The sequence below is a fragment of the Streptomyces sp. NPDC107517 genome, assembly GCF_055582645.1.
Genome location: NZ_JBVJPM010000005.1, coordinates 241,848 through 265,746 on the forward strand (window position 1 = coordinate 241,848; position 23,899 = coordinate 265,746).

Below are 23,899 nucleotides of genomic sequence, written 5' to 3' on the forward strand. Positions count from 1 at the left end.
AGACTGTGACCACAAGCGGTCAACTCTGGGCCCATGCCTTCTGGCATGGGCCCAGCCCGTATCCCCTCCACCGCCCTCCACCGAATCCCTTTGGGACGCACCCCCTGTCCTCGGCTTTTGCCACGACACCCCGGAGCGGTACGGTCGACGTTCGGATGGGGGAGAGCCAGGGGGCTCTCGAAGAGAGGACGTAGGGCGTCGATGGCCATTGCGAAGGCCGAGCGGCTGATGAATCTGGCGCTGTGTCTGCTCGGGACGGGACGCCCGCTCAGCAAGCGTGAGCTGCGCGGTTCCATCGAGGCCTACCTGGAAGCCAACTCCGACGACAGCTTCAACCGGATGTTCGAGCGGGACAAGGACGACCTGCGCGAGCTCGGCCTGGTCATCGCGACCGTGGAGAGCCTCGACGGCGAGATCGGCTACCTCGCCCGCCGCGACAGCAACCGGCTGCCGCCCGTCACCCTCGACGCCGAGGAGGCCGCCGCGCTCGGCCTGGCCGCGAAGGTCTGGCAGCAGGCCCGCCTCGCCGGCGCCGCGAGCGGAGCCCTGCAGAAGCTGCGGGCCGCGGGCCTCCCCGAGGACGTCGACCCCTACGAGGCGCACTCCGCCCTCGAACCCCGCATCCCGGCGCACGAGACGTCGTTCGAGCCGCTGATGCTGGCCTGCCGCGACCGCCGGCCCGTGGTCTTCGACTACCGCAAGGCCACCGCCGCGCGGCCCGAGCAGCGGCATGTCGAGCCGTGGGCGCTCGAGTGCTGGCGCGGCCACTGGTATCTCGCCGGCTGGGACCGCGACCGCGGCGCCGAACGCGTCTTCCGGCTCTCCCGCATCACCGGCAAGGTCCGCTCCCGCGCCGGCCGTTTCACCGCCGACGTGCCCGACGTCGTGACGGTCCGCGAGACCGTCGCGAGCTGGGCCGGCGAGACCGCCGACCGCACGGCCCTCATCAGGCTGCGCTCCGGTTCCGGCTATCCGCTGCGCGCCAAGGCCTCGGCCGTACGCGATCTCGGCGACGGCTGGGACGAGCTGGAGATTCCTTACGGGCACGGGCTCGACGCCTGGTTGGTCGAGTTCGGGCCCGACGTGGTCGTCCTCGAACCCGCCGAGCTGCGGGCCGAGGTCGTCGACCGGCTGCGCGCCGTGGCCAAGGGCTGAGGGGAACGAGGACCAATGGCCACGAACGCCATCGACCAGACCCGGCGGATGCTGTCCCTCGTGACGTATCTGCGGGAGCGCCCCGGCGCGCGCGTCGAGGATGTCGCCCGCGCTTTCGGGATCACCGAGGACGAGCTGATCTCGGACCTCGACATCCTGCCGCTGTGCGGGACGAGCTTCCGCGGAGGCGACCTCCTCGACATCGACACGGACGGCGACCGCATCTGGTGGCACAACCCGGACGATGTCGCCGCGCCGCTGCGGCTCGCCGCCGACGAGGCGACAGCGCTGCTCGTCGCCGCGCGCGCCGTGTCCACGCTGCCCGGCCTCAGGGAGAGCGACCGGCTCGCGCTGCTCCGGGCCACCGCGAAGCTGGAGGCCGCGGCCGGCGAGGCGGCCGGGGCGAGTGCCCGGCTCTCCGTGACCTTCGAGGCCGAGGGCGGCGTCTTCGCCGACGTCGACCGGGCCATCTCGGAGCGGCGCCGGCTGTGGATCCGCTACTACTCCCCGGCTCGCGACGAGCTCACCGAGCGGGAGATCGACCCGATTCGCCTGGTGAGCGTCGGCCACACCTACGTAGAGGCCTGGTGCCGGCGCTCCGAGGCGCGGCGCACCTTCCGGCTCGACCGGGTCGCCGAGATCCGGATCCTGGACGAGCCGTCCGCGCCGCCGGAGATCGAACTGAGGGACCTGTCCGAGGGGCTCGTGCAGCCCGCGGCCGAGGACCCCGAGGTCGTGGTCGAGGTCGGTCCTGGCGGACGCTGGGTCGCGGAGTACTACCCGCACGACAGCGCGGAGGAGTTGGCCGACGGCGGCCTGCGGATCACGCTGCGCACGCCGGACCCGTCCTCGCTGAAGCGGCTGGCGCTCCGGCTCGGCCGCGACGGGCGCATCGTCTCGCCGGTCGGGCTCGCCGAGAGTGCGCGGCAGGCTGCCGGGGAGGCGCTGGCCGCGTACGACGGTCAGGGGTAGGGCCGTTGGCCGCGGGCGGGTCCGTGACGACCCTCATGCGTGCGGTCCGGTGAGAAGGGTGGGTGTGCCGTCGACCGCGGTGCGGCCCGGGGGGTGCCAGAAGTTCGGGAAGTTCTGAAAAGTCTGGGATGGTCGAAATGGGTGGATTGTCTACGGTGGTGGGTCCGGTGCTGTTCAAGGCCGCCTGCCCCGACTGCCGTGAGCGCTTCGAACTCTCCGCAGGGGCCCTGCGCCTGGCGATCGGCGCCACCCGACGCACCACGTTCTACTCGTTCACATGCCCCGGATGCGGGGCCGCCGTACGCAAGCCGGCCGGGGAGCGCATCATCGAACTCCTCACCGGCGGAGGGGTGAGCACGCTCCGCCTCCATCAGACCGTCTAGGCTCGGCGCATGTTCTGGGCGATGCTGGCGATTGCTGTGGGGTTCGTGGGGCTCGCCGTGCTCGGCGTGCTCGCGGTCAAGGTCTTTGTCGAGGCTCAGCGCCTCGGGCGCCAAGTCGCCGACACCACACAGCAGATCAACCGCGCGGCGGAGGATCTGGAGCGAGCGGCGACCGCCACGGCCCGCACGAGCCGCGAACTCCTCTGATCGCACGACCCGCCGTAATGTGACGCGGGAGACAGTGCTGGTAAGCGCTTTACCCCTGTGCCCTGTCCGGTTGCCGGGACGGGCGGGTACGCTGCGAGGCGCGGCCCGTCGAGCGAGGCGCGGACCGCAACTGGGAGTACGCAGAGGGATTGCCCCCTGTTCACCCCTGCGGGATACGATCGCTGCCAGCACGGTGGTCGGACATCAGTCCGACCTGTACCGGCAGCCCCGCCCCTGCCGCCTCGGTGAGAAGGTAAACGCTTATGTTCGGAAAGATCGGCGCCCCCGAGATCATTCTGATCCTCGTCGTCATCGTCCTGCTGTTCGGCGCGAAGAAGCTTCCCGACATGGCGCGCTCGCTGGGCAAGTCGGCCCGCATCCTCAAGAGCGAGGCCAAGGCGATGAAGTCCGACGGTCAGCAGACCGCGCCGGCCGACCCGCCGCAGCACGACGGTCAGACCCCGGCGCAGCGCACGATCAAGGCCGCCCCCGGTGACGTGACCGGCGGCCGCCCGGTCACCGAGCCGACCGACCAGACTTCGCAGCGCTGATCCCGGGCCGCCCCGCGAAGGCGGCCTGTCGCACGAGATGAGGACGTGGGTTGCTCAAGTCTGCCCGCAAGACGGAGAAGGATCCCGAGGGGCGGATGCCGCTCGCGGAACACCTGCGTGAGCTACGCAACCGGCTCACGAAGGCCCTGCTGGCCATCGTCGTCGTCACGATCGTCGCCGCCTTCTTCTACAAGGACATCATCGAGTTCTTCACCAATCCGGTGCTCGACTCGGTGGGCTGCAAGTCGAGCTTCGCCGAGCTCGCCGCACAGGCGAACAAGGGACAGCACGACGAGACGTGCGCGCGGATCGTGCTCAACGGTCTGCTGACGCCGTTCACGCTCGCGCTGAAGATCTCGCTGATGGCGGGCGTCGTGCTCGCGTCGCCGGTCTGGCTCTACCAGCTGTGGGGCTTCGTCGCGCCCGGCCTGCACAAGCACGAGAAGAAGTACGCGACCGCTTTCGTCGCCACCGGCTTTCCGCTGTTCCTGTGCGGCGCCTTCTTCGCGTACAAGACCCTCCCCACGATGGCGAGGGTGCTGCTCGACTTCTCGCCGGGCGGTGTCGACAACCAGCTGCCGCTGGACGATCTCCTGGACCTGATCACACGCATGGTGGTCGTGTTCGGGCTCTCCTTCGAGCTGCCGCTGCTTCTCGTGATGCTCAACCTCACCGGGGTACTCACGGGCAAGCGGATGATCGGGTGGTGGCGCGCCATGATCATGGGCATCACGGTCTTCGCGGCCGTGGCCACGCCCAGCACCGATCCGCTGAGCATGCTGGCGCTCGCCGGACCCATCTGGGTCCTGTACTTCGCGGCCGCCGGTTTCTCCCTGCTCAACGACCGTCGCAAGGCCAGGGACCGCGAGGACCTGGACGACGACGAGGCCTCCGACCTGGACCTCACGCCCGAGCCCGTCTCGGCCAGCAGCGGGCTGCCCGAGCAGGCGAGCTCGGACCATGACCGGGTGAACGGTTATGACGACGTGACCTGACAGGGCGGCACGATCTTGTAAGGTCCGCCCGTGACCAGCGAGATCACCCTCTTCGTCAATCCCACCGCGGGACGCGGCCGGGGCGCCCATGCGGCGCAGCCGGCCGCTTCCGCGTTGCGGGCGGCCGGTTTCTCCGTACGTACGGTCGTGGGGGAGGACGCCGATGATGCCCTCACGCGCGCGCGTGCCGCGGTCCACGACGGCACCGGAGCGCTCATAGCCGTCGGCGGTGACGGCATGGCCAACCTGGCGCTCCAGGCCGTCGCGGGCACCCGCACCCCGCTCGGCGTCATCGCCGTCGGCACCGGCAACGACTTCGCCCGCTCCCTCGAGCTGCCCGTACGGGACCCGGCGGCGGCCGGGGCGCTCGTGGCCGATGCCCTCAAGGGGGAGCGGATACGCGAGCTCGACCTGGGGCGGGCCGACGGACACTGGTTCGGCACCGTCCTGGCCTCGGGTTTCGACTCCCGCGTCAATGACCGGGGCAACCGGATGCGCTGGCCCGGCGGCCGCTTCAAGTACGACCTCGCGATCGTCGCCGAGCTCGCCGCGTTCAAGCCCGTCCCGTACCGGATCACCCTGGACGACGGCCCCGCGCTGGAGGTCGAGGCCACGCTCGTCGCCGTGGGGAACGGGACGTCGTACGGGGGTGGCATGAAGATCTGTGCCGGTGCCGACATGACCGACGGGCTCTTCGACATCACGGTCGTCGGGAACTGCTCGCGGGCCACGTTGCTCAGGGTCTTCCCGCGCGTCTACAAGGGGACCCACCTCGACCACCCCGTGGTCACCGTCCACCGCGCGAAGAAGGTCGAGCTGGCTGCCGAGGGGATCACCGGATACGCCGACGGGGAGCCGCTCGGAAGCCTGCCCCTGACCGCCGAGTGCGTGCCGCGGGCCGTCCGGGTCATCGGGCCCTGACCCCCTGAGATCTTGAGGCCCGACCTATGAGATCTTGGGCCCAAATCCCCGGGATCATGGCGCCGCGACCCGGGAAATCATGGGCCCCGGGCCCCGGAAATCATGGGCCCCGGGCCCCGGAAGAGGCCGATCACAATAAAGATCGTCCGTTGTCAGTGGTGGCCGGTAGTCTCGAAAGCACGATGACAGAGGACCTCTCACCGGCCGAGCGGTACGCGGCAGCACGTAAGCGCGCTGCCGAGCAGGCCACCGCGCTCGCCGACTTCCGCGAGATGTACGACTTCGGCCTCGACCCCTTCCAGATCGAGGCGTGTCAGGCTCTCGAGTCGGGCAAGGGCGTCCTGGTGGCCGCGCCCACCGGCTCCGGCAAGACGATCGTCGGCGAATTCGCCGTCCACCTGGCCCTCCAGCAGGGCAAGAAGTGCTTCTACACGACCCCCATCAAGGCACTGTCGAACCAGAAGTACGCCGACCTGGCCAAGCGGTACGGCGCCGACAAGGTCGGTCTCCTGACCGGCGACAACAGCGTGAACGCGGACGCTCCGGTGGTCGTCATGACCACCGAGGTCCTCAGGAACATGCTCTACGCGGGCTCGCAGACCCTCCTCGGCCTCGGCTACGTGGTCATGGACGAGGTGCACTACCTCTCCGACCGCTTCCGCGGCGCCGTCTGGGAAGAGGTGATCATCCACCTCCCGGAGTCCGTCACCCTGGTCTCCCTCTCGGCGACGGTGTCGAACGCGGAGGAGTTCGGCGACTGGCTCGACACCGTGCGCGGCGACACCGAAGTGATCGTCTCCGAGCACCGGCCCGTGCCCCTGTTCCAGCATGTCCTCGCCGGGCGCCGGATGTACGACCTCTTCGAGGAGGGCGAGGGCCGCAAGAAGGCCGTCAACCCGGATCTGACGCGCATGGCCCGCATGGAGGCCAGCCGTTCGTACAACCCGCGCGACCGCCGCAAGGGCAAGATGGTGCGCGAGGCGGACCGCGAGCGCGAGCGCAGACAGCGCTCCCGGATCTGGACACCCGGCCGCCCCGAGGTCATCGAGCGCCTCGACAGCGAGGGCCTGCTGCCCGCGATCACGTTCATCTTCAGCCGCGCCGCCTGCGAGGCCGCCGTACAGCAGTGCCTGTACGCGGGCCTGCGGCTCAACGACGAAGAGGCCCGCGCCCGCGTCCGCGAGATCGTGGAGGAGCGCACGGCCGCGATCCCCGACGAGGACCTGCACGTCCTCGGCTACTTCGAGTGGCTCGAAGGCCTGGAGCGCGGCATCGCCGCCCACCACGCGGGCATGCTGCCGACGTTCAAGGAGGTCGTCGAGGAGCTCTTCGTACGGGGCCTCGTGAAGGCCGTCTTCGCGACGGAGACCCTCGCCCTCGGCATCAACATGCCGGCCAGGTCCGTCATCCTGGAGAAGCTCGTCAAGTGGAACGGCGAGCAGCACGCCGACATCACGCCCGGCGAGTACACCCAGCTCACCGGCCGGGCCGGCCGGCGCGGCATCGACGTCGAGGGCCACGCGGTCGTCCTGTGGCAGCGCGGCTTCAGCCCCGAGCACCTGGCGGGACTCGCGGGCACGCGCACGTACCCGCTGCGCTCCAGCTTCAAGCCGTCGTACAACATGGCGGTGAATCTGGTCGAGCAGTTCGGCCGGCACCGCTCGCGCGAGCTGCTCGAGACGTCCTTCGCGCAGTTCCAGGCCGACAAGTCGGTCGTCGGGATCTCCCGCCAGGTCCAGCGCAATGAGGAGGGCCTGGACGGCTACAAGGCCTCCATGACCTGCCACTTGGGGGACTTCGAGGAGTACGCGCGGCTGCGCCGCGAGCTCAAGGACCGCGAGACGGACCTCGCCAAGCAGGGGGCGGCCCAGCGGCGCGCCGCGGCGGCCGCCGCCCTGGAGAAGCTCAAGCCGGGCGACGTCATCCACGTCCCCTCCGGCAAGTTCGCCGGCCTCGCACTCGTACTCGACCCCGGCATCCCGGCCGGCCGGTCGAACGGACACCGTGGCTTCGAGCAGCACGACGGCCCGCGCCCGCTGGTCCTGACCGCCGAACGCCAGGTCAAGCGACTCGCGTCGATCGACTTCCCGGTGCCCGTCGAGGCGCTTGAGCGGATGAGGATCCCCAAGTCGTTCAACGCGCGCTCGCCCCAGTCGCGGCGGGACCTCGCGTCCGCGCTGCGCACCAAGGCCGGCCACATCGTGCCCGACCGGCACCGCAAGGGCCGCGCGGCGGCGGCCGACGACCGGGAGATCACGCGGCTGCGCGCCGAGCTGCGCGCCCACCCCTGCCACGGCTGCGACGAGCGCGAGGACCACGCCCGCTGGGCCGAGCGCTACTACCGGCTGCGGCGCGACACGCAGCAGCTGGAGCGACGCATCGAGGGCAGGACGAACACGATCGCCCGCACCTTCGACCGCATCGTGGCCCTGCTGACCGAGATGGACTATCTGCGCGGCGACGAGGTCACGCAGAACGGCAAGCGCCTCGCGCGCCTCTACGGCGAACTCGATCTGCTCGCCAGCGAGTGCCTGCGCGACGGGGTCTGGGAAGGTCTCAGCCCGGCCGAACTGGCCGCCTGCGTCTCGGCGTTGGTGTTCGAGGCCCGCGCCGCCGACGACGCGCTCGCACCCAAGCTGCCGTCCGGCAAGGCCAAGGCGGCGCTCGGCGAGATGGTCCGCATCTGGGGCCGGCTCGACGCCCTGGAGGAAGAGTTCAAGATCAGCCAGACCGAGGGTGTCGGCCAGCGCGAACCCGATCTGGGCTTCGCCTGGGCCGCGTACCAGTGGGCGTCCGGCAAGGGGCTCGACGAGGTCCTGCGCGAGGCGGACATGCCCGCCGGTGACTTCGTGCGCTGGTGCAAGCAGGTCATCGACGTGCTCGGCCAGATCGCGGCCGCGGCGCCGGCCGCTTCCGGCGCGGGGGGCGGGGACACGGTCGCCAAGAACGCCCGCAAGGCGGTGGACGCGTTGCGGCGCGGCGTGGTGGCGTACTCGTCCGTCGGCTAGGCAGCGGCTCGTGAACGGATGGCGGCCGGTTGTGACCGGTCGTGCGGTTTCCCCGCGCCCCTGAGGGGGTGCGGGGGCGCGGGCCGCACGCGATTCCGTGCCGCGGGGGCAGTGCGAGCCGTCCGTGCCCGCAGCGTCCAACTCAGGTGCATCTACGGGTAGTTGCTGCCGCCGCTGACCTGAGCGTGCACGCGCCGAGGGTGAACTCTCCCAGCCCGCCGATCTGTGCTGCGGTCTGACCGAACGCGTCAATCTTGTGCACCGCAGCGATCCCGAACGTTCCGTACCGGTCGCCACCCCGGTCCTCGCCGCGGCGACCGCGCACGCGGCCCAGCGCATCGCGGGCCTCTGACCTCACACGCGTCACGCATCGGGGCCCGACAGCCCTGCCGTGACGGGGATTTCGCACGGACGGACGTGATCACTCCATGTGTGCGAATCACCGCTGAGCGTGCAAATGGAGTCGAGTGTATTCCTCCCGTCCGGCCATTTCAGGTGCTTGCGGAATATGACACAGCGGTGTTTCCACGGGACTAAGCTCGCCCACAGCGCGCCGAGTTGGCACATATTCGTGCGTTTGTTCCCCATCTTGCAGATAGTTCCAGTTACTCCCCACGCGTACGTCAGCACGTCCCCCGTAACGCACATTTCCCCCGATCCGACCGTTCAGAGGGCATACATGGTGAGTGTTCAATCGCCTCCCGGTGGCCGAGAAATCCCCTACACACGCGTGCTCCTGCTGCCCGCCGTGGCCATGGCCACGGCGACCGGAGCCGCCGTCGCGGTGGTGGCGCAGCCCGCGCGGCTCGCCGTCGCCCTGTGCGGCGGCCTCGCCACGCTTCTGCTGATCCTGGTGGCCGCCGAGGCGGTACGCCGCGGCCGCACGATCAAATGGGAGCGCGCCCAGTCCGCCCGGCACGTCGAGCACCTGGAACGCAGCCTCGCCGCCCGTGACGACGAGGCCCAGTGGATGGCCAGGTATCTGCTGCCCGAGTCCCTGTACCGGCTGCGCTCCGGCGACACGGCCTCCGAAGCCGTCAAGGTCGTGGTCGAGGCCGACCCCGCGCACTCCCAACTCCCCGACGCACAGCGCAGGTTGATGGCCGAGGTGCTCAATGTCATCGACCGCGAGGAGAACATGCGCGACGCCGCGCAGCGCGCCTTCGTCTCCATCGCGCGCCGCGTCCAGTCCATCGTGCACAAGCAGAACGCCGAACTGCGCGAGATGGAGGAGGACCACGGCCGCAACCCCGAGGTCTTCGACGACCTCCTGCGCATCGACCACGGCACCGCGCTGATCGGCCGCCTCGCCGACTCCATCACCGTCCTCGGCGGCGCCCGCCCCGGCCGCCAGTGGCCCCGGCCCGTGCCGCTCTACAGCGTGCTGCGCGGCGCCATGTCGCGCATCCTCGAATACCCCCGCATCGAGCTGCACTCGATCGCCAAGGTCGCCATCCGCGGCATCTCCGTCGAGCCGCTCATCCACGCGCTGGCCGAACTCATGGACAACGCGACGCGCTACTCGCCGCCGCAGACCAAGGTGCACGTCACCGCGGTCGAGGTGCAGACCGGCATCGCCATCGAGATCGAGGACGGCGGCGTCAGCCTCAGCGAGGAGGCCCGCGCCCGCGCCGAGGAGATGCTCGCCCGCGCCAAGGCCGGTATCGACCTCAACGACCTCGGAGAGAACCCCCGCCTCGGCATGGCCGTCGTCGGCCGGCTCTCGCAGATGTACGACATGCAGATCGCGCTGCGCCAGTCCGCGTACGGCGGTGTCCGCGCCGTTCTCATCGTGCCGCGGGTCATGGTGACGAGCGACGCCGCGCCCGGTCTCGCCCACGGCATCGGCGCCTCCGGTGTGCCTCGCGTCAACAACGACGGCGAGCCCATCGTGGAGGAGCCCCGTAAGAAGAAGCTGCGCCGCCCCACCACGGGCCCCCGCCCCTCCGCGCCGCTGGTGGCCATGGAGGACGACGTGCCCGTCGTCACCGAGTGGCGCGCCAACGGACTGCCGCAGCGCCGCAGGAAGGTCGACACGAAGGTCATCGACCAGCAGATCATCGTGACGCCCAGAGCGCCCGAGAACGGCAGCGGAGCGGCACCCCGTGCGGACCAGCCGCCGCAGTGGACGCCCATCCCGGTGCCGGCCTCCGAGGCCGAACCCGAGAAGCCGGACCAGCCCGAACCGGGCCTGTGGGTCGAGGCGTTCATGAACGGGCTCAAGGGTGACGGGCAGGGCGACGCGTCGGGCGAGACCGGCGAGACCAATCAGCAGGTCGACGAGGGAGACCGTCAGTGATCCAGCAAAGGGCAAACTTCGACTGGATGCTCAAGGAGCTCGCCGACGGCGTGCCCCAGACCCGTCAGGTCGTGGTGCTCTCCGCGGACGGCCTGCGCATCGCCCGCTACGGCGGAGACCCCGACGCCGCCGACCGCATCGCCGCCGCCTGCGCCGGACTCCAGAGCCTCGCCACCGCCGTGGCCAGCGAGATCCCGGACAGCGACGGCCGGATGAGCATGGTCATCATCGAGGTCAGCGGAGGGTTCTTCTACCTCATGGCCGCGGGCAAGGGCGCGTACCTCGCGGTCCTCGCCGACGCCCACGTGGACGCCGGACTCATCAGCAACCGCATGCGCGACCTCGTCGTACGCATCGGTGCGCACCTCACCAGTCCGCCCCGGCGCAACGGGCAGACCGTATGACGCATCCCCCGCAACCCTCCCGAGCGCAGCCCGAGCCGCAGCCGCCCCGGCGCGAGCGCCGCGGGCCGGACGGCAAGGGCGCCAACCCCGAACGCCTGTACACCATCACGGGCGGCAGCGAGGGGGCCGAGCGCGCGCCGCTCGACCTGGTCACCCTGATCATCGCGCGCGCCGACCCCCCGCCCGCGGCACCGCCCGAGCAGGCAGCCCTGTTACGGCTGTGCAAGTCACCCCTGTCCACGGCCGAGATCTCGGCCTACCTCAGTCTGCCGTTCAGCGTGGTCACCGTGCTGCTCGGCGAACTCCTCGCGGCTGAACTGGTTCAGGCGCGCGCCCCCGTCATCCGCGGCGCCGTCGCCGACCGTTCCCTCCTCGAAGCGGTGATGCATGGACTTCAAAAGCTCTGACACGCTCCGGGACGGACCCCGCATTCCGGGGCCCCGGAGCGAGGACCACCTGCCCGACACGGTCTCGGCCGCCGTGAAGGTCGTCATCGTCGGCGGATTCGGCGTGGGCAAGACCACGATGGTGGGATCCGTCAGCGAGATCAGGCCGCTCACCACCGAAGAGACCATGACCCAGGCGGGCATCGGAGTCGACGACAACTACGGCTCCGAGACGAAGACCGCCACCACGGTCGCCATGGACTTCGGACGCATCAGCATCACGGACGAGCTGGTGCTCTATCTCTTCGGCACCCCGGGCCAGGAGCGCTTCTGGTTCCTGTGGAACGGCCTGTTCGAGGGCGCACTCGGCGCCGTCGTGCTCATCGACACCCGGCGCCTCGAAGTCAGCTTCGACGTGATCGGGCGCCTGGAGGAGCGCGGCGTGCCGTTCGTCATCGCCAACAACGCCTTCCCCGACGGCCCGCGCTACCCCGCCGACGAACTGCGCCAGGCCCTCGACCTCGACCCTGACGTCCCGATCCTCGAGTGCGACGCCCGGCGCCGTGCTTCCAGCCGGGACGTCCTGATGACGCTGATGCGCTATCTGCACGAACTGGCGCTCGCCCGCGTCTGACGCGGCCGGTGCCGGCCTCCCCTCTGCTTCCGCACAGCTTCTTCCACACAGCCTTTCCACACCACCGGAGCGATCACCGTGACGACTCCCTCCCACTCACACGCCGGCACGGACGAGGCAGCGCTCAGTCCGCCACCCGGCTGCCCGGCCCACGCCCTGGGCCCCGGCGGCCTGCGCCGGCTCTACGGCCCCGAGGCGGACGACGACATCGCGGCCGTGTACGAGAAGCTGCGCGCCGAACACGGCCCCGTCGCCCCCGTTCTGATCCACGAAGACGTGCCGATGTGGGCGGTGCTCGGGCACGGCGAGAACCTGCACATGGTCCGCTCGACCTCGCAGTTCAACCGCGACGCGCGCCACTGGAACGCGGTCCTCGACGGCAGCGTCACGCCCACCAACCCCCTCGCGCCCGTCTTCAGCTGGCAGCCCATCTGCAGCTTCGCCGAGGGCGCCGACCACCAGCGGCTGCGCGGGGCGGTCACCGGGGCGATCGGCACCATCGAGTCCCGTGGCCTGCGGCGCTTCATCAATCGCGCCGCGAACGAGCTGGTCAACAAGATCTGCGAGATCGGCGAGGCCGACGTCGTCAGCCAGTTCGCCGAGCATCTGCCGATGATGGTGATGTGCCGGATCTTCGGCATGCCCGAGGAGTACAACGAGCGGATGGTGCAGGCCGCCCGCGACATGATCAAGGGCACCGAGACCGCCATCGCCAGCAACGAATACATCATGGGCGTCCTCACACGGCTCACCGCCCGTCGACGTGCCAACCCCGAGGCCGACTTCACCAGCCACCTGATCGCCCAGCCCGCCGGCCTCGGCGACGACGAGGTCGCCCAGCACCTGCGCCTCGTCCTGATCGCCGCGTACGAGGCCACGGCCAACCTCATCGCGAACGTGCTGCGCGTGGTCCTCACCGACCCCCGCTTCCGCGCCCAGCTCAACGGCGGCCAGATGACCGTGCCCGAGGCGGTCGAGCAGTCCCTGTGGGACGAGCCGCCGTTCAGCGCCATGGTCGGCTACTTCGCCAAGGAGGACACCGAGCTCGGCGGCCGGCACATCCGACGCGGCGACGGCCTGATCTTCGGCATCGCGCCGGGCAACGTCGACCCCGTGGTACGCCCCGACCTGTCCGCCAACATGCAGGGCAACCGCTCGCACCTCGCCTTCGGCGGCGGACCGCACGAGTGCCCCGGACAGGACATCGGCCGCGCCATCGCCGACATCGGCGTCGACGCGCTCCTGATGCGCCTGCCCGACGTCGAACTCTCGGTGCACGAGCACGAGTTGCGCTGGCGCTCCTCGATCCTCTCGCGGCACTTGGTGGAGCTGCCGGTGAAGTTCGAGCCGCGCCCGCCGCAGGACGTCATCGCCAAGCCCGGCCACCGACCGGTCCCGGAGCAGCGCGACGAATGGCAGGTGTCGACGCACGCCCCGCCGGCCCCGCAGCCCGCCCCCGCTCCGGCTGCCGCCCCGGCACCGGAGCAGCCGCCCGCCGCGTTCCCGGAGCCCGCCGCACCGCCGCAGGGCGCCTGGCGTCGCTTCCTGCGCTGGTGGCGCGGCTACTGACCGTGCCAGGCGTTACGAGGGGTGCGCGGGCGCCGTCGGACTGCCGCCCGCCCACTCCTCGTACGCCGACCAGGCCTCCAGCACCCGCCCGCTGTCGAAGCGGTGCTCCCGGCCCGTCACCGGGTCCCTGAACTCCAGGGTCCGCGCGAGGAGCTGGAGCGGGCGGCGGAAGTCGTCGGGCGCCACCGCGTCGGCGACCACGGGGTAGATCGGGTCGCCGAGGATCGGCAGGCCGAGCGCGTTCATATGCACCCGCAGCTGGTGGGTGCGGCCGGTGCGGGGGAGCAGCCGGTAGCGGCCGAGCCCGCCGCGCTCCTCGACGAGCTCGATCCGGCTCTCCGCGTTCGGCTCGCCGCCCGGCACCTCGCGCGCGGCGAGCACCCCGCGCTCCTTCTCGATCCGGCTGCGCACGGTCCTCGGCAGAGCGACTGCGGGATCGTGGGCGGCCACCGCCTCGTACTGCTTGCGCACCAGCTTGTCGCCGAACAGCTTCTGGTACGCGCCGCGTTCCTCGGGCCGGACGACGAAGAGGACGAGGCCGGCGGTGAGCCGGTCGAGCCGGTGCGCCGGCCCGAGCGCGGGCAGGTCCAGCTCCCGCCGCAGGCGCGCCAGCGCGGTCTGCGTGACATGGCTGCCGCGCGGCGTCGTGGCCAGGAAGTGCGGCTTGTCGGCGACCACGATGTGCTCGTCCCGGTACACGATCCCGATCGGGAACGGCACGGGTACCTCGGGCGCGAGGTCGCGATGGAACCACACCCAGGCGCCCGGGACATAGGGCGCGTCCGACGTCACCGCGGCCCCGTCCGCGCCCACGATCCGCCCCTCGCGCAGCATCGCGTCGATCACCCCGGGCCCGGCCGCGAGCCGTTCCACGAGATGGTCGCGCACCGTGCTCCAGGCGCCGTCGAGCGGCAGCATGACCCGGAAGGCGTCGATGCCGTCGCGCTGCGGCAGCGGGGAGGGCGGAATACGCCGCTTACGTCTCATCGCGGCCCAGCCTACGGGCGGCCGCAGGTCCCCTTGAACCACGGACGGAGGCCAGCCGCCGGGGGCAGGATGGGGGCCATGCCGATGACGATTTCGCAGGTCCTGGCCGCGGGCACGCTCGCCCGTGGCCCCCAGCCCACCATCGAGGCCGAGGGCGGCCTCCTCCTGCGGCCGTGGCGCGACGAGGACGTGCCGGCCGTGTACGCGGCGTTCCGTGACCCGACGATCCAGCACTGGCACGTGCGGGTCGCGGAGTCCGAGGACGAGGCGCGTGGCTGGATAGAGGAGTGGCGGAAGGACTGGGACGGCGAGCAGAGGGTCGGCTGGGCGGTCGCCACGGCGGACACCGACGAGGTGGTGGGCCGCATGGGGCTGCGCTCCCTCTCACTGCACGAGGGGGTGGCCGAGGTCGCGTACTGGGTCCTGCCCGCGGCGCGGGGTGCCGGTATCGCCCCGCGAGCCGTCGTCGCGCTGTCTCGCTGGGCGCTGGACGAGGTCGGCTTCCACCGCCTCGAACTCCAGCACGCCGTCGGCAACCTGGCGTCGTGCCGGGTCGCCCTCAAGTCGGGTTTCGCCCTGGAGGGCACGAAGCGCAGCGCGCTCCTGCACGCCGACGGCTGGCACGACTCCCACCTCCACGCGCGCGTGCAGGGCGACCGCCTTCCGGGGGCGTGACGCGGCCGTATCGGGCCCGCCGACGTCCACCTCTTGCGCATCCACACCGTTCGCGATACATCGTGTGTTGACGCTCTGTTTCTATCGCGATATGTTCGGCTACGGATATTCGGATACGAGGTACGGTGCTTCCAGGTGAGGGGCGCTAGGTGCGAGGGGAGAGGTGGGGCCGGTGGCCACCAAGCGGCGCAAGCTGGGCAATCCGCTGGCCCTCGCGGTGATGGTGCTGCTCATGGAGAAGCCCATGCACCCGTACGAGATCGCGCAGACACTGCGCCGGCGTGGCAAGGACACCACGACGAAGATCAACTACGGCTCGCTCTACACGGTCGTCCAGAACCTGGAGAAGCACGGCTTCGTCGAGGTCGCGGACGTGCAGCGGCAGGGGAACCGGCCGGAGCGCACGCTCTACGGGATCACCGACGACGGCAGGGAGGAAGCGCTCGAGTGGCTCTCCGACCTGATCGCCGTGCCCGCGCGTGAGTACCCGATCTTCGAGACGGCGCTGTCCCTCATGGGGGTCATCCACCCCGACGAGGTGACGCGGCTGCTGGAGGAGCGGCTCGCCTCGCTGGAGGTCCAGGCGGCGAGCGCGCGTGGCGGACTCATGAAGCTGTACGAGACGCTGCCGCGGCTCTTCCTCGTGGAGACCGAGTACCAGTTGCACATGGTCGAGGCGCAGGCCGAGTGGATCCGGGGCTTCCTGCGGGAGGTCGAGGAGGGCACGCTCGACGGCGTCGAACAGTGGCGGACGTTCCAGAAGACCGGTGAAGTCCCGCCGGAATTCGCGGAGTTGGAGGGCGCCCGCCCCGACGAGAAGAGACCCGACAGGGAATAGACCGAGAGAGAAAAACAGACCCTGGCAGGACTGTTGCACCAGTCCCGCCAGGGTCTCGAACCCCGGACCGACCCACCGTGCGGCGAGCCAGGCGATCGAGGTGCGGCACACCCAGGATAGCCCGGCGCTCTTCACGTGGATCGGCCGTCGTCCGCTCACACCCGCGAGCGGATCCACCGTCGTCCGCTCACACAGGAGAGCCGTCGTCATGAGTACCCGTGCGCCCGCAGTGCAGGCGCGTCAACTCGTCAAGACCTATCCCGGCGATGTCACCGCCCTCAGCGGCATGGACATCACCGTGGAACCCGGCACCATTTTCGGCCTGCTCGGCCCGAACGGCGCAGGTAAGTCCACCACCGTCAAGATCCTCACCACCCTCGCCCGCCCCGACTCCGGGACCGCCACGGTCGCGGGTCACGACGTACTGCGGCACCCCGACCGCGTGCGCCGCGCCATCGGCGTCGTCGCCCAGAAGTCCGGCGCCGACCCCGTCGCCACCGGCCGCGAGAACCTCCAGCTCCAGGGCCGGCTCTACGGCCTGCGCGGAGCGGACCTGAACCGACGTGTCACCGAACTCCTCGACCGCTTCCGCCTCACCGACGCCGCCGGGCGCCAGGTCAAGGGCTACTCGGGCGGCATGCAGCGCCGCCTGGACGTGGCGCTGGGCCTTGTCCACCGGCCCGAGGTGCTCTTTCTCGACGAGCCGACCACGGGTCTCGACCCGGAGGCCCGCACCGCGATGTGGGACGAGATCGCGCGCCTCGCCGGCGACGAGGGTCTGTCCATCCTGCTCACCACGCACTACCTCGAAGAGGCCGACCGGCTCGCCGAACGCGTCGCCGTCGTCGACCGCGGACATGTCGTCGTCGAGGGCACCCCCGACGGCCTCAAGGGTGAACTGCGCGGGGACGCCGTCCACTTGGAGCTGCGCGCCGCCGTCCAGGACGCCGGACGCACCCTCCTGGAGGGCGCGCTCGCCGTGCTGCCCGGCGTGCGCGAGACCCAGTTCGACGGGCGGCGCGTCAGCGTCCGCGCCGACGACGGGGCCGCCGCCGTACCCGCTCTGCTCGCCGCGCTGGAGCGGGCGGGCGTAGCGGTCACCGCCGCCACCGTCGCCCGTCCCTCGCTCGACGACGTCTATCTCCGCTACGCCGGCCGCCGCTACTCCGAGGCACAGGCCGCCACCCTGGACGAGTCCGCCGCCGACACCCTCGCCCCCGCCGGGGGTGCCCGATGAGTACCGCGATCCCGCAGACCTGGTACATGACGCAGCGTCAACTCGTGGTGTTCCTGCGCCAGCCCGCCTATCTCTTGATCACCCTGATCCAGCCGGTGGTATGGCTGTTCCTGTTCGGCAACCTGTTCAAGAAGGTCGTCGAGCTCGGCGGATTCGGCACCACGACCTATCTCGACTACCTCATCCCCGGCGTCGTCGTGATGAGCGCGCTCAGCTCCAACATGTGGGCGGGCATGGCGACACTCGACGAGATCCAGCGGGGCACGCTCAACCGGTTCCTCACCACGCCGGTGAGCCGCGGGGCGCTGATGAACGGCAATGTGGTGAGCAACGGTCTGGTCACCGCGCTCCAGTCCGTCGTCATCGTGCTGCTCGGGCTCCTCGGCGGGGCCGAACTGCCGGGCGGGGCGGGCGGAGTGCTGATCCTCGTCGTTGCCGCGGTGCTCCTCGGCACGGTGTTCGGGGCGCTGTCGAACGCGCTGGGCATGCTGGTCAGGGAGCGGGAGTCGATCATCGGGATCAACACGTTCCTGCTGCTCCCGCTGACCTTCCTGTCCTCGGCGTTCATGGCCCCGTCGCAGATGCCCTCGTGGATGCGGCACACAGCCGACTTCAACCCGCTCAACTGGGCCATGGTCGCAGGCCGTTCGGCGATGTCCGAGAGCCCGGACTGGGGTGACGTGCTGACCCGCGGCGGGGCGCTCCTCGTGCTGGCCGTCGCCGCGGTGTGGCTGTCGACCCGCACCTTCCGCTCGTACCAGCGATCGGTCTGAGCGCCGCGCCGCAGCGGAGCGGGAGAGGGCGCTACGCCGTCTCCTGCTCCGCCTCCACCTGCGCGTTCCACTCCCGCTTCGAGGCCTGCCAGCCGTCCTCGTTGTGACCGAGGCGCCAGTAGCCGGAGATCGAGAGGTCCTCGCGCGGGATCTCGCGCTCGGTGCGCAGATGGCGGCGCAGCTCCTTCACGAAGCCCGCCTCGCCGTGCACGAAGGCGTGCACCCGGCCGGCCGGGAACGCGAGCCCGCGTACGGCCTCCACCAGCGCCTCGCCCACCGGCCGGTCGCCGCGGTGCAGCCAGACGACCTGCGCGTGGGAGTCGATCTTCTGCTCCTCGGTGGCGTCGGAGACCTCCACGAAGGCGTGGGCCACGGCGTCCTCGGGCAGCGCCTCCAGGGCGGCGGCGATCGCGGGCAGGGCGCTCTCGTCACCGGCGAGCAGGTGCCAGTCGGCAGCCGGGTCCGGGGCGTAGGCGCCGCCGGGACCGGCCAGGTGCACGCTCGCCCCGGGCTGCACGTCGCGTGCCCAGGGGCCGGCGATGCCCTCGTCGCCGTGCACCACGAAGTCGAGCGTCAGCTCGCGCGCCACCGGGTCCCAGGCGCGCACGGTGTACGTGCGCGTCACGGGCCACTGGTCGCGTGGCAGCTCCTCACGGATCCGGCCGAGGTCGAACGGCTCGGGATAGGTGACGCCGTCGAGCGGGAACTGCAGCTTCACGTAGTGGTCGGTGCAGCCGCCCGCGGCGAAGGCGGCGAGGCCGTCCCCGCCGAGGACCACGCGCTGCATGTGCGCAGTGAGCCGCTCGGTGCGCAGGACCTCGCCCCGGTGTGCCGTCGGCTTCCTGCGTTCCGGACGTTCCGCCATGGCGGCCTCCCCTGAAGATCACTGGCTACTTAGGTTTACCTAAGTTAACACTCAGTGCTCCAGGGTGGTGAGCAGCCGCTGCAAAGATCCGCCCAAGCCCCAGCGCTCCGCGAGCTTCTGGAGGGCCTCGGGATCGCGCGCCTCGCGCGGCAGCGCCGTGTCCACGTCCGGCAGGGGCACGTCCCCGGCGACCCGCACGACCGTCGGCGCCACCGCGATGTACGGCCGCGACTCGTCCAGGCGCTTGCGCTGCGACGGCGTCAGCTTCGACTTCGGGTCGTCGACGGCGGCCATGATCCCGGCCAGGTCCCCGAACTGCGTGAGCAGCTTCGCGGCCGTCTTCTCGCCGATGCCGGGCACGCCCGGCAGGCCGTCGCTCGGGTCGCCGCGCAGGAGGGCCAGGTCCACGTAACCGGAGCCGTCCACGCCGTACTTCTCGCGCAGCAGCTCCTCGTCGGTGATCTGGAGGGTGCCGACGCCCTTGAGGGGGTAGAGGACGCGGCGCTCGCGCGCGTCGTCGACGAGCTGGTAGAGGTCGCGGTCGCCGGTGACGATGTCGACCGGACCGGTGGCCCGCCCGGTGAACGTGCCGATGACGTCGTCCGCCTCGTACCCCTCGACGCCGACGCGCGCGATACCGACCGCGTCGAGCACGTCCTCGATGATCGGGACCTGGGGGGAGAGGGTGTCGGGGATCTCCTCCGCGTAGGAACCGGAACCGTCCCGCCCGGTCTCGGTCTCCTGCGCGACGCGATGCGCCTTGTACGAGGGGATCAGGTCGACACGCCACTGGGGGCGCCAGTCCGCGTCCATGCAGGCCACGAGGGAGTCGGGGTGGTGGTCGTGCACGAGCCGGGTGATGAATTCGAGCAGGCCGCGCACCGCGTTGACCGGCGTTCCGTCCGGGGCCTTCACGGAGTCGGGGACCCCGAAGTAGGCCCGGAAGTACAGGGACGCGGTGTCGAGCAGCATCAGGCGATCGGTTCGCTGGGTCACGTCGCACATCCTGCCGCACGGCACCGACAGTCACGGCCGCTCGCGGTGTGGCGGACCGGCACGGAGAGATGTGGCGGACTGGCGCGGAGGGAAGTGGCGGATCCAGTTCCGGAAGTGAACGCGATGTGAACTGGAACACTCTTCCGTTTGATCTGCATAAGCCAGGGCAGGCGCGCCCCCGGAGCGAACCCGGTCCCTCATTCAACCAATGGATGTGTTTCCGGCCTGCGAGCGGACCTCGCATCGCTCCACGGCCCGCCGGCGGGGGAGGCGGGCCGTCATGGTTCTACCCGAGAGGTGTATGTGTCCACGCTGCAAGCCGAAGACCTGTACAAGGTGTTCGGCAGACGACCCGATGAAGCGGTGGAGAAACTCCGCCACGGAGCAGACCGTGAGGAACTGCGCGCCGGCGGCACCACCGCTGCCGTGATCGACGCCTCCTTCACCGTCGAGCCGGGCCAGATCTTCGTCGTGATGGGTCTGTCGGGCTCCGGCAAGTCCACGCTTCTGCGCATGCTGAACGGACTGCTCGAGCCCACTGCCGGGCACGTCCGCTTCGATGGCCAGGACCTGACCGCGCTCAGCCCCCGCGAGCTGAGGGCCGTGCGCTCCAAGAAGATCAGCATGGTCTTCCAGCACTTCGCGCTCTTCCCCCACCGCAGCGTCCTCGAGAACGCCGCGTACGGTCTCGAGGTCCAGGGCATCGCGCGCAAGGAGCGCGAGAAGCGCGCCGTCGAGGCCCTGCGCCTGGCCGGTCTCGCCGGCTGGGAGAAGTCCTGGCCCGACGAGCTCTCCGGCGGCATGCAGCAGCGCGTGGGCCTGGCCCGCGCGCTCGCCACCGACGCGGACCTGCTCCTCATGGACGAGTCGTTCAGCGCGCTCGACCCGCTGATCCGCCGCGACATGCAGGACCAGCTCCTGGAGCTCCAGAAGACCCTGAAGAAGACCATCGTCTTCATCACCCACGACCTGAACGAGGCCATGCGCCTGGGCGACCGCATCGCCGTCATGCGCGACGGCCGCATCGTCCAGATCGGCAGCGCCGAGGACATCCTCGTCACGCCGGCCAACGACTACGTCGCCTCGTTCATCCAGGACGTGGACCGCTCCCGCGTGCTGACCGCGGGCGCGATCATGACCGCCCCCGACAAGGGGTACGACCCGGCCGACGCGCCCGCGACGGTCACCGAGGACACCCCGGTCATCGAGCTGTTCACGCCGTGCTCCACGGACGGCGTCGCCGTCGCCGTGACCGACAAGAGCGGCAAGCTCGCAGGCGTCGTGACGCGGGAACGGCTCCTCGCCGTGCTCGGTGAGCCGATGAAGCCCGGCGCGCAGACCTCCATGACGGAAAAGGACGCCGTCCCGACGCCGCGTGGCGAGGGCGACGAGCCGGTGAAGAAGGTGAGCACCGGTGCCTAGGATTCCCTTCGGTGACTGGGTCAACGACGTCGTCGAGTGGCTGCTGAGCCACGCGGCCTGGCTCTTCGACTTCTTCAAGAACGTATTCAACGGTGCCTACGACGGCATCAACTGGGTCCTCCAGGCCCCGCAGCCGCTGATCCTCGCGGGCATCTTCGCGGTGGTCGCCTTCTGGCTGCGCGGCACGGTGGCCGGTGTCCTGACCTTCGTGGGATTCGCGTTCATCGACTCCCTCGAACTGTGGGACCACGCGATGATGACGCTGTCGCTCGTCCTCGTGGCGACGATCATCGCGCTGGTCATCTCGGTGCCGGTCGGCATCTGGGCGGCGCGCTCCAACCGGGTCAGCGCGGTCGTGCGCCCGGTCCTGGACTTCATGCAGACGCTGCCCGCGATGATCTACCTCATCCCGGCCATCCTGTTCTTCGGCTCGGGTGCCCCCGCGGGCATCGTCGCGACCCTGATCTTCGCGCTGGCCCCCGGCGTCCGTATGACGGAGCTGGGCATCCGGCAGGTCGACAAGGAACTGGTCGAGGCCGCCGACGCCTTCGGTGACACCCCGCGCAACACGCTGTTCCGCGTCCAGCTGCCGCTCGCACTCCCGTCGATCATGGCCGGTGTCAACCAGGTCATCATGCTGGGCCTGTCCATGGCCGCCATCGCGGGCATGGTCGGCTCCGAGGGCCTCGGCGCCGACGTGAACGAGGCGATCGGCCAGCTGAACGTCGGCCTCGGTTCCGAGTCCGGCGTCGCCATCGTGATCCTCGCGATCTACCTCGACCGCATGACCAGCGCGCTCGGCGCCCAGGCGTCCCCGATGGGCCGCCGCGCGCTCGCCAAGGTCCGCGCCGCGCACGGCCTCACGGTCTGGAACTACCGCCCGCGCCCCGAGGTCGCGGTCGTCGGTGTCGTCATCCTCGCGCTCGTCGCGGGCGGCATGGGCATCTTCGGCGGCTCGAAGAGCGAGACCCCCGTGGCCGACGCGTCCGACGTCGGCCAGGGCAAGAAGATCTCCATCGGCTACATCCCGTGGGACGAGGGCGTCGCCTCCACCTTCCTGTGGAAGGAGATCCTGGAGCAGCGCGGCTTCGACGTGCAGGCCAAGCAGCTCGACGCGGGTCCGCTCTACACGTCGCTGGCCTCCGGCCAGATCGACTTCGAGACCGACTCCTGGCTGCCGACCACGCACGCGCAGTACTGGAAGAAGTACGGCAAGCAGCTCGACGACCTCGGCGCCTGGTACGGCCAGACGTCCCTGGAGCTCTCGGTGCCCGCCTACATGAAGGGCATCGACTCGCTCGAGGACCTCAAGGGCAAGAGCGCCACGTTCGACGGCAAGATCACCGGCATCGAGTCCAGCGCCGGCATGATGGGGCTCCTCAAGGACAAGGTCCTCAAGGAGTACGGCCTCGACAAGGAGTACAAGGTCGTCGACAGCTCCACGCCGGCGATGCTGGCGCAGCTGAAGCGGGCGTACGCCAAGAAGCAGCCGATCGTCACGACGCTCTGGTCGCCGCACTGGGCGTACAGCGACTACAAGCTGAAGAAGCTCAAGGACCCGAAGGGTGCCTGGGGCAAGGGTGACGGCGTGCACACGCTGTCCCGCAAGGGCTTCGCCGCGGACAACCCCGAGGTCGGCAAGTGGCTCAAGAACTTCAAGATGACCGAGAAGCAGCTCACGAGTCTTGAGGCCGAGATCAACAAGGCCGGCAAGGGCAAGCAGCAGGACGCCGTCAAGACCTGGCTGAAGTCCAACCCCGGCGTCGTCGACAAGCTGGCCCCGGTCAAGAAGTCGTCGACGGCCGGCGGCAAGGGCGAGGCCGCCCGTCCGGTGAACGTCGCCTGGTTCCCCTGGGACGAGGACGTCGCGGTCACCTACCTGTGGAAGCGGGTCCTCGGCGACCGCGGCTACAAGCTCAACCTGAAGCAGATGGACGTCGGCCCGGTCTACACGGGACTCGGCTCCGGCGACCTGGACGTCAACTTCGACGCCTGGCTGCCCTATGCCCAGAAGAACTACTGGGACAAGCACAAGGACAACCTGATCGACCTGGGCTCCTGGTACAGCCCGACGTCGCTCGAGATCGCCGTGCCGTCCTACGTGAAGGGCGTCAAGTCCCTCGAGGACCTCAAGGGCAAGGGCTCCACCTTCGACGGCAAGATCATCGGAATCGAGCCGGGCACCGGCGAGATGAACCTGCTGAAGAAGAACGTCCTGCCGGGCTACGGCCTGGACAAGGAGTACAAGGTCGTGGACGGCTCCACGCCCGCGATGCTCGCCGAGCTGAAGCGCGCGTACGCCAAGAAGCAGCCGGTGGCCGTCGTGCTCTGGTCGCCGCACTGGGCGTACAGCGAGTACAAGCTCAACAAGCTGACCGACTCCAAGAAGCTCTTCGGTGAGGGCAACACGATCCGCACCATCGCCAACAAGAGCTTCCCCTCGAAGTACCCGCAGCTCACGAAGTGGTTCAAGAACTTCAAGATGAGCGAGAGCGAGCTGGGCAGCCTCGAGGCGGAGATCAAGAAGCGCGGTCAGGGCCATGAGGAAGAGGCCGTGGACGCGTGGCTGAAGACGCACAAGGGTGTCGCGGACCGGATGGCTCCGCAGTAGTTCCCGAGTAG

22 protein-coding genes are annotated in these 23,899 nt (G+C 70.2%); 19 read left to right on the forward strand and 3 right to left on the reverse strand.

The window, feature by feature from the left end; translation table 11 throughout:
• Positions 1-201: 201 nt before the first annotated feature.
• From ACZ67T_RS14565 to ACZ67T_RS14625, 13 genes are all read left to right on the forward strand, one after another.
• Positions 202-1,155 (forward strand): helix-turn-helix transcriptional regulator, encoded by a 954-nt coding sequence (locus ACZ67T_RS14565; protein ID WP_469984080.1) that lies wholly within the window; start codon positions 202-204, stop codon positions 1,153-1,155.
• Between the two features lie 15 nt (positions 1,156-1,170).
• Positions 1,171-2,127, forward strand: a complete 957-nt coding sequence (locus ACZ67T_RS14570) for a helix-turn-helix transcriptional regulator (protein WP_469984082.1) — start codon at positions 1,171-1,173, stop codon at positions 2,125-2,127.
• Between the two features lie 137 nt (positions 2,128-2,264).
• A complete protein-coding gene (locus tag ACZ67T_RS14575; RefSeq protein WP_469984083.1) occupies positions 2,265-2,510 on the forward strand; it encodes a hypothetical protein in 246 nt (81 codons plus the stop codon).
• A 9-nt stretch (positions 2,511-2,519) separates the two neighbouring features.
• Positions 2,520-2,717: a hypothetical protein gene (locus ACZ67T_RS14580; protein WP_362905859.1), complete on the forward strand. Its 198-nt coding sequence runs from the start codon at positions 2,520-2,522 to the stop codon at positions 2,715-2,717.
• A gap of 263 nt (positions 2,718-2,980) precedes the next feature.
• Positions 2,981-3,268, forward strand: coding sequence for a Sec-independent protein translocase subunit TatA (tatA, locus tag ACZ67T_RS14585; RefSeq protein WP_227293751.1), 288 nt, complete (start codon positions 2,981-2,983; stop codon positions 3,266-3,268).
• A gap of 50 nt (positions 3,269-3,318) precedes the next feature.
• Positions 3,319-4,263 carry a twin-arginine translocase subunit TatC gene (gene tatC / locus ACZ67T_RS14590; RefSeq protein WP_469984085.1) on the forward strand — a complete coding sequence of 315 codons (945 nt, stop codon included), beginning with the start codon at positions 3,319-3,321 and terminating at the stop codon, positions 4,261-4,263.
• Positions 4,264-4,293: 30 nt separating this feature from the next.
• Complete coding sequence (locus ACZ67T_RS14595; protein WP_469984086.1) at positions 4,294-5,184, forward strand: diacylglycerol kinase; 891 nt, start codon at positions 4,294-4,296, stop codon at positions 5,182-5,184.
• Between the two features lie 182 nt (positions 5,185-5,366).
• Positions 5,367-8,192, forward strand: coding sequence for a DEAD/DEAH box helicase (locus ACZ67T_RS14600; RefSeq protein WP_469984088.1), 2,826 nt, complete (start codon positions 5,367-5,369; stop codon positions 8,190-8,192).
• Between the two features lie 679 nt (positions 8,193-8,871).
• A complete protein-coding gene (locus ACZ67T_RS14605) occupies positions 8,872-10,491 on the forward strand; it encodes a sensor histidine kinase (RefSeq protein ID WP_469984090.1) in 1,620 nt (539 codons plus the stop codon).
• A complete protein-coding gene (locus ACZ67T_RS14610; protein ID WP_100597102.1) occupies positions 10,488-10,895 on the forward strand; it encodes a roadblock/LC7 domain-containing protein in 408 nt (135 codons plus the stop codon). The genes ACZ67T_RS14605 and ACZ67T_RS14610 overlap by 4 nt, the downstream gene beginning before the upstream one ends.
• The gene (locus tag ACZ67T_RS14615) at positions 10,892-11,302 is read left to right on the forward strand and encodes a DUF742 domain-containing protein (RefSeq protein ID WP_469984091.1); all 411 of its coding nucleotides are present in this window, start codon (positions 10,892-10,894) and stop codon (positions 11,300-11,302) included. The genes ACZ67T_RS14610 and ACZ67T_RS14615 overlap by 4 nt, the downstream gene beginning before the upstream one ends.
• The gene (locus ACZ67T_RS14620) at positions 11,283-11,915 is read left to right on the forward strand and encodes a GTP-binding protein (RefSeq protein WP_356272487.1); all 633 of its coding nucleotides are present in this window, start codon (positions 11,283-11,285) and stop codon (positions 11,913-11,915) included. Before ACZ67T_RS14615 ends, ACZ67T_RS14620 begins: the two co-directional genes overlap by 20 nt.
• A 78-nt stretch (positions 11,916-11,993) precedes the next feature.
• Positions 11,994-13,484 (forward strand): cytochrome P450, encoded by a 1,491-nt coding sequence (locus ACZ67T_RS14625; RefSeq protein WP_469984094.1) that lies wholly within the window; start codon positions 11,994-11,996, stop codon positions 13,482-13,484.
• Positions 13,485-13,496: 12 nt separating this feature from the next.
• On the opposite strand, the gene ACZ67T_RS14630 is transcribed toward ACZ67T_RS14625, so the two are convergent.
• Entirely contained in the window at positions 13,497-14,471 is a 975-nt protein-coding gene (locus ACZ67T_RS14630) for an RluA family pseudouridine synthase (protein WP_469984096.1), read from the reverse strand.
• A gap of 78 nt (positions 14,472-14,549) precedes the next feature.
• Here ACZ67T_RS14630 and ACZ67T_RS14635 point away from each other — a divergent pair, with 78 nt between their 5' ends.
• The 4 genes from ACZ67T_RS14635 (at position 14,550) to ACZ67T_RS14650 (ending at position 17,994) form a co-directional block, all read left to right on the forward strand.
• Entirely contained in the window at positions 14,550-15,146 is a 597-nt protein-coding gene (locus tag ACZ67T_RS14635) for a GNAT family N-acetyltransferase (protein ID WP_469984097.1), read from the forward strand.
• Positions 15,147-15,318: 172 nt separating this feature from the next.
• Positions 15,319-15,984, forward strand: coding sequence for a PadR family transcriptional regulator (locus ACZ67T_RS14640; protein ID WP_469984099.1), 666 nt, complete (start codon positions 15,319-15,321; stop codon positions 15,982-15,984).
• A 208-nt stretch (positions 15,985-16,192) separates the two neighbouring features.
• Positions 16,193-17,221 (forward strand): ATP-binding cassette domain-containing protein, encoded by a 1,029-nt coding sequence (locus tag ACZ67T_RS14645; RefSeq protein WP_469984101.1) that lies wholly within the window; start codon positions 16,193-16,195, stop codon positions 17,219-17,221.
• A complete protein-coding gene (locus ACZ67T_RS14650; protein ID WP_469984103.1) occupies positions 17,218-17,994 on the forward strand; it encodes an ABC transporter permease in 777 nt (258 codons plus the stop codon). Before ACZ67T_RS14645 ends, ACZ67T_RS14650 begins: the two co-directional genes overlap by 4 nt.
• Before the next feature lie 31 nt (positions 17,995-18,025).
• Here the strand turns inward: ACZ67T_RS14650 and ACZ67T_RS14655 are convergent, their stop codons facing one another.
• Together ACZ67T_RS14655 and ACZ67T_RS14660 are read right to left on the reverse strand one after the other, a co-directional pair.
• The gene (locus ACZ67T_RS14655; RefSeq protein ID WP_469984105.1) at positions 18,026-18,859 is read right to left on the reverse strand and encodes a siderophore-interacting protein; all 834 of its coding nucleotides are present in this window, start codon (positions 18,857-18,859) and stop codon (positions 18,026-18,028) included.
• 51 nt (positions 18,860-18,910) lie between these two features.
• A complete protein-coding gene (locus tag ACZ67T_RS14660; RefSeq protein ID WP_469984107.1) occupies positions 18,911-19,864 on the reverse strand; it encodes a 5'-3' exonuclease in 954 nt (317 codons plus the stop codon).
• A 294-nt stretch (positions 19,865-20,158) separates the two neighbouring features.
• On the opposite strand from ACZ67T_RS14660, the gene ACZ67T_RS14665 reads away from it, so the two are divergent.
• Entirely contained in the window at positions 20,159-21,277 is a 1,119-nt protein-coding gene (locus ACZ67T_RS14665) for a quaternary amine ABC transporter ATP-binding protein (RefSeq protein WP_469984109.1), read from the forward strand.
• A complete protein-coding gene (locus ACZ67T_RS14670; RefSeq protein ID WP_469984111.1) occupies positions 21,270-23,888 on the forward strand; it encodes an ABC transporter permease/substrate binding protein in 2,619 nt (872 codons plus the stop codon). The genes ACZ67T_RS14665 and ACZ67T_RS14670 overlap by 8 nt, the downstream gene beginning before the upstream one ends.
• Positions 23,889-23,899 lie beyond the last annotated feature (11 nt).

Bases quoted from the DNA above. Each gene is read 5' to 3' on its own strand.
- ACZ67T_RS14565 (WP_469984080.1), top strand. From the start codon at position 202: ATGGCCATTGCGAAGGCCGAGCGGCTGATGAATCTGGCGCTGTGTCTG.
- ACZ67T_RS14570 (WP_469984082.1), top strand. From the start codon at position 1,171: ATGGCCACGAACGCCATCGACCAGACCCGGCGGATGCTGTCCCTCGTG.
- ACZ67T_RS14575 (WP_469984083.1), top strand. From the start codon at position 2,265: ATGGGTGGATTGTCTACGGTGGTGGGTCCGGTGCTGTTCAAGGCCGCC.
- ACZ67T_RS14580 (WP_362905859.1), top strand. From the start codon at position 2,520: ATGTTCTGGGCGATGCTGGCGATTGCTGTGGGGTTCGTGGGGCTCGCC.
- tatA (WP_227293751.1), top strand. From the start codon at position 2,981: ATGTTCGGAAAGATCGGCGCCCCCGAGATCATTCTGATCCTCGTCGTC.
- ACZ67T_RS14600 (WP_469984088.1), top strand. From the start codon at position 5,367: ATGACAGAGGACCTCTCACCGGCCGAGCGGTACGCGGCAGCACGTAAG.
- ACZ67T_RS14605 (WP_469984090.1), top strand. From the start codon at position 8,872: ATGGTGAGTGTTCAATCGCCTCCCGGTGGCCGAGAAATCCCCTACACA.
- ACZ67T_RS14615 (WP_469984091.1), top strand. From the start codon at position 10,892: ATGACGCATCCCCCGCAACCCTCCCGAGCGCAGCCCGAGCCGCAGCCG.
- ACZ67T_RS14620 (WP_356272487.1), top strand. From the start codon at position 11,283: ATGGACTTCAAAAGCTCTGACACGCTCCGGGACGGACCCCGCATTCCG.
- ACZ67T_RS14630 (WP_469984096.1), bottom strand. From the start codon at position 14,471: ATGAGACGTAAGCGGCGTATTCCGCCCTCCCCGCTGCCGCAGCGCGAC.
- ACZ67T_RS14635 (WP_469984097.1), top strand. From the start codon at position 14,550: ATGCCGATGACGATTTCGCAGGTCCTGGCCGCGGGCACGCTCGCCCGT.
- ACZ67T_RS14645 (WP_469984101.1), top strand. From the start codon at position 16,193: ATGAGTACCCGTGCGCCCGCAGTGCAGGCGCGTCAACTCGTCAAGACC.
- ACZ67T_RS14650 (WP_469984103.1), top strand. From the start codon at position 17,218: ATGAGTACCGCGATCCCGCAGACCTGGTACATGACGCAGCGTCAACTC.
- ACZ67T_RS14655 (WP_469984105.1), bottom strand. From the start codon at position 18,859: ATGGCGGAACGTCCGGAACGCAGGAAGCCGACGGCACACCGGGGCGAG.
- ACZ67T_RS14660 (WP_469984107.1), bottom strand. From the start codon at position 19,864: ATGTGCGACGTGACCCAGCGAACCGATCGCCTGATGCTGCTCGACACC.